This window comes from Nesterenkonia maliinae (genome assembly GCF_051262655.1).
GTDB lineage: Bacteria > Actinomycetota > Actinomycetes > Actinomycetales > Micrococcaceae > Nesterenkonia.
On the sequence record NZ_JBIMEY010000003.1, the window covers coordinates 255,300 to 268,390 of the forward strand.

Consider the following 13,091-nt stretch of genomic DNA (forward strand, 5'->3'; position numbering starts at 1 on the left):
TGATGACCCGCACCGCCGCGGATCCGGCAGCGCTGCTCGCCATCTCCCACGGCACCTCCAACCCCGAAGGTCAGCGGCTGGTCACCCAGCTGGCCGACCGGGTCCGCGAGGTCGCCGCCGAGCGGGGCCTCGAAGATCTGGTCAGGCTCGGGCACGTGGATGTCCAGCAGCCCGATGTCCCCGCCAGCCTGGCCGCCCTGCCGGAAGCGATGGCCGCCGTCGTCGTGCCGCTGCTGCTCTCCGCCGGCTTCCACGTCAACGTGGACCTCAAGGAGGACACCGCCGATCTGGACCGCCCGGTGACCGTGGGCGGCGCGCTGGGCCCGGATGACCGGCTGGTGGATCTGCTGCTTTCCCGGATGCGCGAGGCCGGAGTGGACTCCGCGCGGGACACCCTGATCTTCGCCGCCGCCGGCTCCTCCGACCACTCGGCCGTCCGGGACTGCCAGGACATGGCGGCTCGGATCCAGGCCCGACTGGGCCGCCCGGTCCAGGACGCCTACCTCTCCTTCGCGGAGCCTGCGGTGAAGACCGCGGTGGCGCACGCGCGGCAGGCCGCACAGGGCCGGGTCGTCTTGATCAGCTACCTGCTGGCACCGGGCTACTTCCAGAAGATGCTCGAACGCTCCGGCGCCGACGTAGTGACCAGCTCGCTGCTGCCGCAGGACTCGACGCAGGCCCCGACGGAGCTGGTGGAGATCATCCTGGACCGGTTCAGCGCAGGACTGGCAGAACTGACCCCAGCAGTGCAGGCGGCGCGCTGACCCGTCCGCCCGCGCGCGACCCCATGAATCTCGTCGGTGTTCGCCCACGTCGCAGCGCTGTCCGGGCTTCATCCGCGTCATGAAGGCTCTCCCGAGGGCTGAGATTCGCCCTGCACGCGGTACGCTGGCGGGGCCCTCCCGGCGGGGCACGTTCCACGCGTCGATCTCTTCTCAGGATCCGGTGGACCAGCTTGCGCACCGGGACGTCTCTGCCGAGGCTGCTCGGACGTCCCTCGCCCCGCCGCGGGTGCCGCGCGGGCACGTCCCGCCGGCACGAATGACCCATCGCTCCTAGGAGGACTCCGTGGCTCGAGGAGCCCAGCGCCAGAACGGCGCACGCACGCGCACCCGCCGGCAGCCCCGCAAGAACAACGACGGCGGCATCATCCACCTGCTCGCCAAGGTCGTCCGCGAGGTCGAGTCCTCGGTCAAGCAAGGTCTCGACCTCCCCTCGACCCGGACCAAGTTCCAGGTCGTGGCGCTGCTCATGCGCGAGGAGCGCGCCCGCATCAAGGCGGCCGAGACGAAGCCGGGGGCCCGGGGCGCCGAGGAGCTGAAGCGGCTCGACGGCATCGCCACCATCCTGGCGACCACTGCCGCCCGCGATCCCTCCCTGCTCGGGCTGCTCGCCGACGACGCCGTCGTCTCCGACCGTGCACGCGCCCTGCGCCGAGAGCTCCTGGAGTCGGCCGGCATCGAGGTGCCGAAAGAACCGGCCCGACGCGCCGAACCGGTCGCACCCAAGGCAGACACGCAGCGCCGGGTGGTCCCGGTGTCGGTGGAGTCTCGCCAGCTCGCGAACCCGTTCCTGGAACCTGACTACGCCGCGGTCGCCAAGCGCACCGCCGCGCCCCGCCGCCTCGTCGGCTGGGAGCTCATCGAGCCGCTGATGAAGTCCTTCACCGAGGGCGGCACACTCTCCTGCATGGACCTGCCGGATCCGTCCGCCACCCGGGCGACCCGTGGGCTGGACCTGATGCCGCACCAGGCACGGCTGGTCGCCGCCGCGGCGTCGGGACACCGGACATTCCTGCTCGCCGACGAGCCCGGGCTGGGCAAGACGGCGCAGGCGCTGCTCGCCGCCCAGGCAGCCGACGCCTACCCGCTGCTCGTCGTCGTGCCCAACGTCGTGAAGATGAACTGGGCGCGGGAGGCCGCGCTGTGGACGCCCCGCCGCCCCGCGACGGTGGTCCACGGCGACGGCGACCGGATCGACGGCTTCGCGGACATCATCATCGTCAACTACGAGGTGCTGGATCGGCACGCGGGCTGGCTCCGCGAGCTGGGTCTGCGCGGGATGGTGGTGGATGAGGCGCACTACATCAAGAACCGGAAGTCGCAGCGGTCCCAGAACGTGCTGCAGCTCTCCGAGCGCATCCGCACCCGGATCGCCGACCCGCTGCTCATCGCCCTCACCGGCACCCCGCTGATCAACGACATCGAGGACTTCCGGGCGATCTGGCAGTTCCTCGGCTGGGTCGACGAGACCAAGCCGATCGGTGAGCTGATGGGCGCGCTGGAGCGGACAGGTCTGACACCGGCGGACCGCGGCTTCTCCACCGCCGCTCGCGCGGCCGTGGTCGAGCGCGGCATCGTGCGCCGACGCAAGGCGGATGTCGCCGCCGACCTGCCCGCTCGCCGAGTGGCCGACGTCCCGGTCGAGATCGACGGCGAGGCCGGGCGGTCCATCCGGGCCGCCGAGCAGAGCCTCGCCCGTCGCCTCCTCACACGCTATGACCGTGCGGTGGCGGCCCGGGTCTCGGGCGAGGTCCTCGAGGGCATAGACCACGCCCTGGTCCGCCAGGTCGCCGCACAGGAGCGCGCGAGCAAGGCCACGAAGTCCAACGAGAACGTGTTCACCATGACGCGGCGCATCGGCCAGGCCAAGGCCGGCCTCGCGGCGGACTACGCCGCACAGCTGGCCCGCAGCGCCGGCAAGGTCGTCTTCTTCGCCAAGCACATCGATGTCATGGACACCGCCGAGGCGACCTTCGCCAAGCAGGGCATCCGGTACGCCTCCATCCGCGGCGACCAGACGGCCTCAGCCCGGCAGAAGCACATCGACGCGTTCACCAACGACCCGGATGTCTCCGTGGCCGTGTGCTCGTTGACGGCCGCCGGCGTCGGCATCAACCTGCAGGTCGCCTCGAACATGGTGCTCGCGGAGCTGTCCTGGACCCACGCCGAGCAGACCCAGGCCATCGACCGCATCCACCGGATCGGGCAGGCGGAGCCTGTCACGGCGTGGCGGATCATCGCCGCCCAGACCCTGGACACGAAGATCGCCGAGCTCATCGACAGCAAGGCCGGGCTGGCCGCACGGGCGCTGGACGGGAACGACGAGGAGATCCCCGACTCAGCCGACGTGCAGCTCGAGGCGCTCGTCACGCTTCTCGAAGCGGCTCTGGAAGAGCGCGGCCCGTCATCCTGACTGCGCGCGAGGAATGAGCTTCAACGGCCGAGGGCCCGGCGAGAGCCGGGCCCCCGGCCCGTGACACACCTCGGGCCCCGACGCTGTGAAGCGTGGGGCCCGGGGTGTTTCTCTCGCCTGTGCGGCGTCTTGGTAGCGGTGGGGGGGCTCGATCCCCCGACCTCACGATTATGAGTCGTGCGCTCTAACCAGCTGAGCTACACCGCCAAACCCCGTTCCCCCACCCCGCTGCGGAGGAGAAGAAACGGCTTGAATGAGAAACACCCGCGCCGCGCAATGTTCTGCGCTGCGCGGGCTCTCATTCAGAGCCCCAAGCGGGAATCGATCCCGCGACCTCAGTCTTACCAAGACTGCGCTCTACCACTGAGCTATTGGGGCAACAGCATTGAACTCTACCATCAGTCCAGCACCGTTCAAAAACCGATCCGAGGTGAGCTGCGTCTCCTCTGACCGGGGGTCTTCACCGCCGCAGATCGAGACCTGCGACGGTGAAGACCGGACCCCCTCTCGGGGGCGAGATCACTTCCAGCGGGGCTTGCGATCCTTGTTGCCGAATCGGCTGTCGCCGGAGCCTGAGCGGCCGCCTCGATCGCTCGAGCCACCCTCACGCTTGCCGGCGTAGCCGCCGCGGGACTCGCCGTAGCTGCCGCGGGACTCGGTGCCGCCGGAGGGAGCGCCGGTGTCGCGCTCCATCTTCAGCAGCTCGCCACCGATGCGGGTCTTCGCCAGGGCGGCCCACTGTTCGGAGGAGAGCTTCTCGGGAAGCTCCACCAGGGAGTGCGTGGGTCGGATGTCGATGCCGCCGATCTCGCGGGCACTCAGTCCGGCCTCGTTGGCGATGGCCCCGACGATGTGTCCGGGGTTCACGCCGTTGCGGCGACCGACAGCGATCTTGTACATCGCGTTGCCCGGACCGGCGGTGCGCGGTCCGCGATCACGCTGCGGGCGCTCGGAACGATCGCCGCCTGCGCGGTCCTCGCCGACCTCGCGCTTGGACTCGCGGACGAGCTCGTCGTCGCGCTTCTCGTCGAGCAGCAGCGGGCGTCCGTCGTGGACCATGGCGACCAGCGCGGCTGCCACGTCTTCGGCGGGAGTGTTGTGCTCCTGGGTGTAGGAGGCCACGAGACCGCGGTACTCCTCGAGCTCCTCCGAGGCCAGGGTCTCGGTGATCCGCTCCGAGAAGCGCTCCAGCCGCGAGGAGTTCACATCCGCGATGGTCGGCATGGACATCTGCTCGACCGGCTGGCGGGTGGCCTTCTCGATGGACCGCAGCATCCGCTTCTCACGAGGAGTCACGAACAGCACGGCGTCGCCGGAGCGTCCGGCGCGGCCGGTGCGTCCGATGCGGTGCACGTAGGACTCGGTGTCCAGCGGGATGTCGTAGTTGAAGACGTGGGTGATGCGCTCGACGTCGAGACCGCGGGCGGCGACGTCGGTGGCGACGAGGATGTCGATGCGGCCGGACTTGAGGTTCTCCACGGTCTTCTCACGCAGGTTCTGCGGGATGTCACCGTTGATCGCCGCGGTGCGGAATCCGCGGGCGGCGAGCTTGTTCGAGACCTCTTCAGTCGCCGAGCGGGTGCGCACGAAGACGATCGCGGCGTCGTGCGGCTCGGTCTCGAGGATCCGGGTCAGCGCCTCGTTCTTCGCCGAATGCTTGATCAGCACGAAGCGCTGGCGGGTGTTGGTGCCGGTGGAGGTCTTGGACTTGACCGAGACCTCGACCGGATCGTTGAGGTAGTCCGCGGAGATCCGGCGGATCGCCTTGGGCATTGTGGCGGAGAACAGCGCGACCTGCTTGGTCTTCGGAGTGCGGGCCAGGATCTGGTCCACCTCCTCGGCGAAGCCCATGCGCAGCATCTCGTCGGCCTCATCGAGCACCAGGTGCTTGATCGTGGAGAGGTTCAGCGAACCGCGGGTCATGTGGTCGATGACACGACCGGGGGTGCCGACGACGACGTGGGCGCCGCGGCGCAGGCCCTCGAGCTGCGGGCCGTAGGGGGAGCCGCCGTAGATCGGCAGCACGGTGATGCCGGGGACTCCCTGGGCGTAGGTGGAGAACGCCTCGGCGACCTGGATCGCCAGCTCACGGGTGGGGGCGAGCACCAGAGTCGAGGGGGAGTTCCCCAGCTCTCCGGCGTCGTTGGCCCGAGCCATGTGGGACAGGGCCGGCAGCGCGAACGCCGCGGTCTTGCCGGTGCCGGTCTGGGCCAGGCCGACGACGTCGCGACCCTGGCTCAGCAGCGGGATGGTCTGCGCCTGGATCGGGGACGGGGTCTCGTAGCCGAGCTTGGTCACCGACTGCAGCACGCGCGGGTCCAGGCCAAGCTCAGAGAACTTCGGGCCGGTGGACTCTTCGGCGGCCTTGGGAGCCGCCGCGGCGGACGCCTCAGCGGCCGGGGTGGACTCAGCGGCCGGGGTGGACTCGGCGGCCGGGGTGGATTCATCGGCAGCGGGGGCTGCTTCAGAAGGGGTGGCAGTCTCCGGCGTCTCTGTCGCGCCGGACTCGGTGGTCGCTGCGGTCTGCGCCGCAGCGGCAGTCTCGGCCTCGGCCGGAGTGGGCTCTGGGGAGTTATGGTCCTGGATCGTCATGTTGACTCCTCGTCACATGTCATGCGATCGAGTGAACCCGCTGAAGATCCAGTCCCAGAAGACCTTGCGCAATCAACCATCGCTGCTCGAAGAAGCTGGGCATGCCGGTAGGCATGGCACACAGCCTCTGCATGGGCAGGACAGGTTGCTCAGGGTTCTAGGAAGGGACTGGATCAGTCACAGGGACTCGGCCGCTTTGTCGGCTCCGGAGTCGACCCGTGGATACACACAACCCTCAACGAGCGTCCGGCCTCATGTGGATGAGGCACGCTCGGAGTCAGCAAGAGAAAACGGGAATATCCGGAGAATGCCTGTTTAGTCTAGCCCAGCCGAGCCGTGACTGTCGCCTTTGGAGACGAACGTCACCCTCAGCGTCCCTGAGCTGGGGGTTCCAGTCGCGGAGCTTCAGTCGTCGGGACGGGACTGCGCCGGGCCGCGGCGCAGCGCCGTCTCGCGGATCGTGGCGCCGGGGGCCTCCGCGACGGCGATCACGGCAGCTTGGTCTCCCGCCTGCACCGTGCCGGGGGTGATCACCTTGAAGTAGGTCCCGGGCCGTCCTGCCGCGATGAACCGCTTCACCCAGCTGGGCTGATCCAGCCACCGGCCGAAGGTGGCGCAGGGGATGCGTGGGACCGTGGCTTCGAGCACCACCCGGTCCCCGATCTGCCAGCGCTCACCGGGGTGGGCACCGTCGAGGTCGATCCCGGAGATCCGCAGGTTCTCCCCGAAGCTGCCGGCCGGGATCTCCCGGCCCAGCTCCTGGGCCCACCAGTCCGCATCCTCGGCGGTGTAGGCGTAGACGGCCTTCTCCGTGCCGCCGTGGTGCTTGCGGTCGGCCTGGACATCCCCGTGCAGCCCCAGGGTGCGCACGCGGACCGGGCCGGGGACCGGGCGCTTGTCGATCCCGCTGATCCCGACCTGGCCGACCTCATCGGGGACCAGCTGGTGCACCACGCAGACGGCGTCCACCGAACCGGTGAGTCCCAGCCGGTCCGCGGCGCCGGCCAGGCAGGTCGGCGAGGCTTCGGACACCGGACTAGAGCCCGGCGAGGGCGGTGTCGAGGTCCGCGATCAGGTCAGCCACATCCTCGATGCCCACGGAGAGCCGCAGCAGGTTCTCCGGAACGGCGAGCTCGGTGCCGCGCACCGAGGCGTGGGTCATCTCATGCGGGTAGTTCATCAGCGACTCGATGCCGCCCAGGGACTCCGCGAGGATGAAGAGCCGGGTGCCTTCTGCGACCTTGCGTGCGGCGGCCTCTCCGCCGGCGAGCTGGATCGAGACCATCCCGCCGAAGCCGCTCATCTGCGCCTTGGCCAGCTCGTGGCCGGGGTGGTCGGGCAGCCCCGGGTAGAGCACACGCTCGACGGCGGGGTGGTCCACCAGGTGCTCGGCGATGGCCTGGGCGTTGCTGCAGTGCCGGTCCATGCGCACTGCCAGGGTCTTGAGTCCGCGCGTGGTCAGGTAGGCGTCCAGCGGGCCGGAGACCGCGCCCACGGCGAACTGCTGGAAGCCGATGGAGGCGGCCAGCTCGTCGTCGGAGGTGATCACGGCGCCGCCGACGACGTCGGAGTGTCCGCCGATGTACTTGGTGGTGGAGTGCACCACGATGTCAGCGCCCAGCGCCAGCGGCTGCTGCAGGTAGGGGCTGGCGAAGGTGTTGTCCACCAGCAGCAGCGCGTTGTTCGCGTGGGCGATCTTCGCCAGGGCGGCGATGTCGGTGATGGCCATCAGCGGGTTCGACGGGGTCTCCACCCAGAGCAGCGTGGCCTCCGGAGCCGAGAGCTCGGCCTCGACCCGGTCCAGATCGGTGAGGTCCAGCGGAGTGTTCGCGATCCCCCAGTCCCCGTGGATCCGGCTGATCAGCCGGTAAGAGCCGCCGTAGGCGTCGTTGCCCATCACGATCCGCTGTCCGGGGCGGGTCACCGCGCGGATGATGGCGTCCTCGGCGGCCAGGCCGGAGCCGAAGCTGAAGGCGTGGCGCCCACCCTCCAGCGCCGCCAGCTGGGTCTGCAGCGAGGTGCGGGTGGGGTTGCCGGCGCGGCCGTAGTCGTAGCCGCGACGCAGGTTGCCGATCCCATCGGGGGCGTAGGTGGTGGAGAAGTGCAGCGGCGGCACCACTGCGCCGAAGACCTCGTCGACCTCCTGTCCGGCGTGGATGGCGTCGGTGGCGAATCCGTGGCGTTTCTCGGTCATCGGGTCTCCTTCTCCTGGGCACCAGAGAGGTGCGCAAGCAGGTCATTGCGGGTGAGCACCCCGACGATGTCGCCGTTCTCGGCGACCAGCAGGGTGGGGTTGCTTCTGAGCTTCTTCAGGATCTGCGGCAGGGTCTCGGTGATCCCGACCAGCGGCAGGTCGATGTCCAGGTGGTCTGTGACCAGCTCATCGGGGGTGGCGTGGCCGATGATCAGGTCTTCGGAGAGGTGCGCGACGTCGACGACGCCGTAGACCTCGCCGATCCGGGCGACCCGTCCGGGCTGGTCGATCACCGGGACGATGTCGATGCCGTAGCGGTTCATCACCGAGACGGCTTCACGCAGGGTGGTCTGCCGGGAGATCGAGACCACCTCGGGCATCGCGGCGGAGAACAGCGAGGTCTTCGCGAGCAGCACGTCGGAAGCGGTGACGTGCTCGGCGTCCCTGCCCGAGTCCCCCTTCTTCGTGGCCGCACCCTCGGCGTCGTCTTCTCTCGGATCCGCGCCGATCATTCCGCTGGTCACGGCTTCGCTGAGCTCGGCGGAGCTCTTCACGCTGATCTCCACGCCGGTGGAGTTCGAGACCACTGCGCCGAAGCCGTGGTCGATCATCCACTGGTCGTTGAAGATCTTGCCCAGGTAGCCGCGACCGGAGTCCGGGAGCACCGCGACGACCACATCCTCGGGGCCGAGGTCCCTGGCGATCTTCAGCGCCGCGGCGACCGCGGTGCCGGAGGATCCGCCGACCAGCAGGCCCTCTTCGGTGGCGAGCCGGCGCGCCATGGCGAAAGACTCGGCGTCGGAGATGGCGTGATGCTCGTCAGGGATCGAGGCGTCGTAGTTCTTCACCCAGATGTCCTCGCCGACGCCTTCGACGAAGTAGGGGCGGCCTTCGCCGCCGGAGTAGATGGACCCGTCGGGATCGGCGACCACCACGCGCACCGGGCCGCCGGGGCGATCGGCGGAGACCTCTTTGAGGTAGCGCCCGGAGCCGGTGACGGTGCCGCCGGTGCCGGCGCCGACCACCAGGTGGGTGACCTTGCCGTCGGTGTCGTCCCAGATCTCGGGGCCGGTGGTCTCGTAGTGGGAGTTCGGCGCGGCCGGGTTGGAGAACTGATCCGGCTTGTAGCCGCCCTTGATCTCCCCCGCGAGCTGGTCAGAGATCCCGTAGTAGGACAGCGGGGACTCCGCAGGGACCCCTGCAGGACCTACGACGACGTCGGCGCCGTATGCGCGCAGCACGTCGCGCTTCTCCTGGGCCACCTTGGGCACCGTGACGAAGACCGCCCGGTAGCCCTTCTGCTGGGCCACCAGGGCCAGGCCGACGCCGGTGTTGCCGGAGGTCGGCTCCACCACCACTCCCCCGGGCTTGAGCAGACCCGCGGACTCGGCCTCCTCGATCATCTTCAGCGCGATGCGATCCTTGATGGATCCACCGGGGTTGAGGTATTCGAGCTTCACAAGGACAGTGGCGGAGACGCCCTCAGTGATCCGATTCAGCTTCACCAGGGGGGTGCGGCCGATCAGTTCGACGACGGACTGGGCATATTTCATGCGGCCAACTCTACCGACCTCGGCGGCGGATCAGTCAGCTCCGGTCTTCTTTCGACACGTCACCGCGCTGATCTGGGCCGGCGAGGTTCGCGATCGTCTGCAGCCGGGCGATGTCCCTGCCCTGTGCCAGAGTGGAACCATGACCTTGGGACCGACGACGGCAGCGACCCCGGCGTCGACCCCGGCGGCGCACGAGGACGAGGGGCTTGTGGATCTCGGCGGGCCGATCGATCTTCCCCGCACGCTCTCGGTGCTCCAGCGCGGCGCGGGAGACCCGAGCATCCGGCTCGACCCCGGCGCGGCCTCGATGACCGGAGGTCCGCGCGGGACGCCCGGGGCCGGGGCGTGGATGTGTCAGCGGATCTATGACCACAACGGCGCGCCGCTCGGGGCGGCGACGCTGCGCTTTGATCAGCGCACCGCGTCCACGGTGCGCGTGCGGGTGGCCGCGGCGGGGCCCGGGATCAGCGCCGAGCTGGTGTCCGGTCTGGCGGCGCGGCGCGGCGCGCAGATCCTCGGGGCCCAGGACAGCTGGCAGGAGACCGAGCTGCTGCTCGATGCGCTCGGAGATCAGCTCTCTGCGGCGCTGGTCAGGGTGCGTCGACGCCATCCGGGCGTCCGGCTGCCCGCCACCGGCGGGCTCTTCGATCAGCTGGTGACGGCGACCTTCGAGCAGAAGGTCACCCACGATCAGGCGCGCACAGGGTGGCGACAGCTGCTGCGCCGCCACGGGGAGCCCGCGCCGGCATCGGCCCTGGTGCCGACGCCGCCATGGATGCGGCTGCCGCTGACCGGTCCGGCGCTGCGCCGGATTCCGTCATGGGAGTGGCACCAGCTCTGGGTCCAGCCGGCGCTGTCCAAGACCATCCAACGGGTGGCCGAGCGCGCCACCACGATCCACCTGCTCAGTGCGCGGACCGGAGTGGAGACGGAGTCGGTGGCCGAGCTGGGGCTGCGTCTGCGCTCGATCCCCGGGATCGGGGAGTGGACGGTGGCCGAGGCGTTGCAGCGCTCCCATGGGGCTGCCGATCTTCCCTCAGTCGGGGATTACCACCTGAGCAACTTCGTCGGAGCCGCCATGACCGGTGCGCGCACGGACGACGCCGGCATGCTTCGCCTGCTCGCGCCCTATGCGCCGCACCGGCAGCGGGTCATCCGGCTGTTGAAGCTCTCCGGATTCCAGGACCAGAAATACGGGCCGAAGCTGACCCCGGCCGATCACCGGGGCCGCTGAGCGGCTGAGTCGCTGCGCCGGTGGGCAGTTGAGTCACTGCGCGGGACGGCGGCTGAGTCGCCGCGACGGTGGGGAGATCAGCCCTGCGGCTTGGTGTCCTGCTCGGCCGCGTCCTCGGCGATCTGCTTGTGCACCTCGGCCATGTCGAGGTCCTTCACCGCGGTGATGACCTCGGTGAGCTGCTCGGCGTTCAGCGCGCCGGGCTGGGAGAAGACCAGGACCTTCTCGCGGAAAGCCATCAGAGTGGGGATGGAGGTGATGTTCGCGGCGGCGGCAAGCTCGCGCTCGGCCTCGGTGTCGACCTTTGCGAAGGTCACGTCGGGGTGCTGTTCGGAGACCTGGGAGTACACCGGGGCGAACTGCTTGCACGGTCCGCACCAGTCGGCCCAGAAGTCGACGAGCAGGATGTCGCTGTCCTCAAGGGTCTGCTGGAAGTCTGCAGTGGTCAGATCAGTGGTAGCCATGCCTCGCCACCTTACGCGAGCGGCTCCGCCTTGTCGGCCCACCCCCTGCTGGCATGGGACCACTTAAGCGCCCAGCGCAACCAGAGCGATGTCTGAGCCGCATCAGACCGGGTCCACGAAAAAGGACGGTCCGGATCTCTTCAGATCCGAACCGTCCCGTTTCGATGTGGTGGCAGATGAGGGATTCGAACCCCCGTAGGCGATGCCAGCTGATTTACAGTCAGCCCCCTTTGGCCGCTCGGGTAATCTGCCGTGCAACCACACGAACCCTCCCGAAGGAGTTTTCGGCGCCCCGTAAGAGGCACCCCATTACTTTAGCGACAACACTGGAAATTTTCGAATCCGAATGCATCACAGGGAGTAGGGTTGAACACACCATCCATGCGTGCGCCACGATCCCGTTCAGGTCGACCGCAATGAGGCATGGACATTCCCAGCACCCACCTTCAAGGAGCAACGTGGCCGATATCGAGGCCGAGACACTGGCTCGACACCTGAGTGAACGCAGCCCCAATGGCATCGCGGAGCAGGTGCGCGAGCTCATCAGTGCTGGCACGCTCAGCGGCGGCATGCGCCTGCCCACCGTCCGTGACCTCGCCACCGAGATCGGGGTCAGCGTCGGCACCATCGCCCAGGCCTGGAGTCTGCTGCGTGAATCAAACCTGGTCGAGACCCGCCGTCGCGGCGGGACGCGCATCGTGGAGCCCGGCGACGTCGGCGGGCCCAGCTTCCGCAGCTGGTCCGGTGTCGATCTGCTGCACTGCAGCCCCGATCCGCGGCTCCTGCCCTCCCTGGAGGAAGGCATCGTGCGAAGCCTCAAGCAGCCGCAGCTGCACAGCTGGAGTCGGGAGCACATCCTGCCCGAGCTGCAGCGCGCCGTGGAGAAGAAGCTCGGAGCCCAGGCCGAGGGTGCCCGGGCGCGAAGCTTCGCCGCGGTCTCCTCCGCCACCGAGGGGCTCTGGCTCGCGACCAAGTCCGTCACCAGCAGCGGTGACCTGATCGCCGTGGAGGAGCCCGCCTCCCCCGGCTATCTCTCGGTCCCCAAGAGCCTTGGCCTGCGCACCGTCGGAGTGTCGGTGGATGAGCACGGTCCGATCCCCGAGTCGCTGCGGGAGGCGCTCGACGCCGGCGCCGGCGCGTTCGTGCACAGCCCTTCGGGAGCCTTCTCCCCGCGCCACGTCCTGAGCGACGAGCGCGCCCAGGAGCTCGCGGCCGTGCTGGAGTCCTCCCCCGAGACCGTCGTCATCGAAGAGGACCCGCTGGGGCCGCTCGCGGAGGTGGACCCTTTCACCCATTCCCTGGACACGCTGCTGCCCGAGCGCACGCTGCGCGTCATCGGCTTCGAGCGCGCCTACGGCATGGACCTGCGGACCGCGGTCATGGCAGGGCCCAAGCAGCTCATCAACGGGGCCATCGCAGAGCGCTCAGGCGGGGTCAGCTCCAACAGCCGGATCCTGCAGAACACGCTCGCCTTCCTGCTGCGCGATCCCGGCGCCGGGCGGAGGCTCAACAGCGCCAAGACCCGCTACGCGAACCGCCGACGGATGGCCCTGGAGGCCTTCACCGAGGTCGGACTCACGGCGCAGTCCGGTCCGGCGAGCTGGGCGATCTGGGTCCAGGTCCCCGACGAGCGCGCCGCGGCGCTGACTCTCAGCGCGCAGGGGATCATCACCGACGTCGGAACCAGCTCCCATATGACCGAGCAGCCCACCGGGCTGCTGCGCATCTCCTGCGCCCAGCTGCCGGAGGACAAGGAGCTGCTGGGCGGACTGGCCCAGCTGGTGCTCCACGCCACCGAGGACGGGCTGAACTCGACCTTCGTCTGAGGGACCCGTTCGACCCCTCGACGCCAGGGGCGG

The 13,091-nt window shown here is 69.3% G+C and carries 9 protein-coding genes and 3 tRNA genes; 4 read left to right on the forward strand and 8 right to left on the reverse strand.

Annotated elements, in window-relative coordinates; translation table 11 throughout:
• The first annotated feature begins 2 nt into the window (after positions 1-2).
• The gene (locus ACHAA4_RS08130; RefSeq protein WP_435773670.1) at positions 3-764 is read left to right on the forward strand and encodes a sirohydrochlorin chelatase; all 762 of its coding nucleotides are present in this window, start codon (positions 3-5) and stop codon (positions 762-764) included.
• A 304-nt stretch (positions 765-1,068) separates the two neighbouring features.
• Positions 1,069-3,195 (forward strand): DEAD/DEAH box helicase, encoded by a 2,127-nt coding sequence (locus ACHAA4_RS08135; protein WP_435773671.1) that lies wholly within the window; start codon positions 1,069-1,071, stop codon positions 3,193-3,195.
• A 130-nt stretch (positions 3,196-3,325) separates the two neighbouring features.
• Here ACHAA4_RS08135 and ACHAA4_RS08140 read toward each other — a convergent pair.
• The 6 genes from ACHAA4_RS08140 to ACHAA4_RS08165 form a co-directional block, all read right to left on the reverse strand.
• Positions 3,326-3,402, reverse strand: a tRNA-Met gene (locus ACHAA4_RS08140).
• A gap of 99 nt (positions 3,403-3,501) precedes the next feature.
• Positions 3,502-3,573, reverse strand: a tRNA-Thr gene (locus ACHAA4_RS08145).
• Positions 3,574-3,714: 141 nt separating this feature from the next.
• Positions 3,715-5,787, reverse strand: a complete 2,073-nt coding sequence (locus tag ACHAA4_RS08150; RefSeq protein WP_435773672.1) for a DEAD/DEAH box helicase — start codon at positions 5,785-5,787, stop codon at positions 3,715-3,717.
• Positions 5,788-6,192: 405 nt separating this feature from the next.
• Positions 6,193-6,819, reverse strand: a complete 627-nt coding sequence (locus ACHAA4_RS08155) for an MOSC domain-containing protein (protein WP_435773673.1) — start codon at positions 6,817-6,819, stop codon at positions 6,193-6,195.
• Positions 6,820-6,823: 4 nt separating this feature from the next.
• Positions 6,824-7,981: a cystathionine gamma-synthase gene (locus ACHAA4_RS08160; protein WP_435773674.1), complete on the reverse strand. Its 1,158-nt coding sequence runs from the start codon at positions 7,979-7,981 to the stop codon at positions 6,824-6,826.
• The gene (locus ACHAA4_RS08165) at positions 7,978-9,534 is read right to left on the reverse strand and encodes a pyridoxal-phosphate dependent enzyme (RefSeq protein ID WP_435773675.1); all 1,557 of its coding nucleotides are present in this window, start codon (positions 9,532-9,534) and stop codon (positions 7,978-7,980) included. Before ACHAA4_RS08165 ends, ACHAA4_RS08160 begins: the two co-directional genes overlap by 4 nt.
• 139 nt (positions 9,535-9,673) lie before the next feature.
• On the opposite strand from ACHAA4_RS08165, the gene ACHAA4_RS08170 reads away from it, so the two are divergent.
• Positions 9,674-10,768, forward strand: a complete 1,095-nt coding sequence (locus ACHAA4_RS08170) for a DNA-3-methyladenine glycosylase family protein (protein ID WP_435773676.1) — start codon at positions 9,674-9,676, stop codon at positions 10,766-10,768.
• Positions 10,769-10,845: 77 nt separating this feature from the next.
• On the opposite strand, the gene trxA is transcribed toward ACHAA4_RS08170, so the two are convergent.
• Positions 10,846-11,232 (reverse strand): thioredoxin, encoded by a 387-nt coding sequence (trxA, locus tag ACHAA4_RS08175; RefSeq protein ID WP_435773677.1) that lies wholly within the window; start codon positions 11,230-11,232, stop codon positions 10,846-10,848.
• A 167-nt stretch (positions 11,233-11,399) separates the two neighbouring features.
• Positions 11,400-11,484, reverse strand: a tRNA-Tyr gene (locus ACHAA4_RS08180).
• A gap of 206 nt (positions 11,485-11,690) precedes the next feature.
• Between ACHAA4_RS08180 and ACHAA4_RS08185 the strand changes: the two genes are divergently transcribed.
• The gene (locus ACHAA4_RS08185; protein ID WP_435773678.1) at positions 11,691-13,058 is read left to right on the forward strand and encodes a GntR family transcriptional regulator; all 1,368 of its coding nucleotides are present in this window, start codon (positions 11,691-11,693) and stop codon (positions 13,056-13,058) included.
• Positions 13,059-13,091 lie beyond the last annotated feature (33 nt).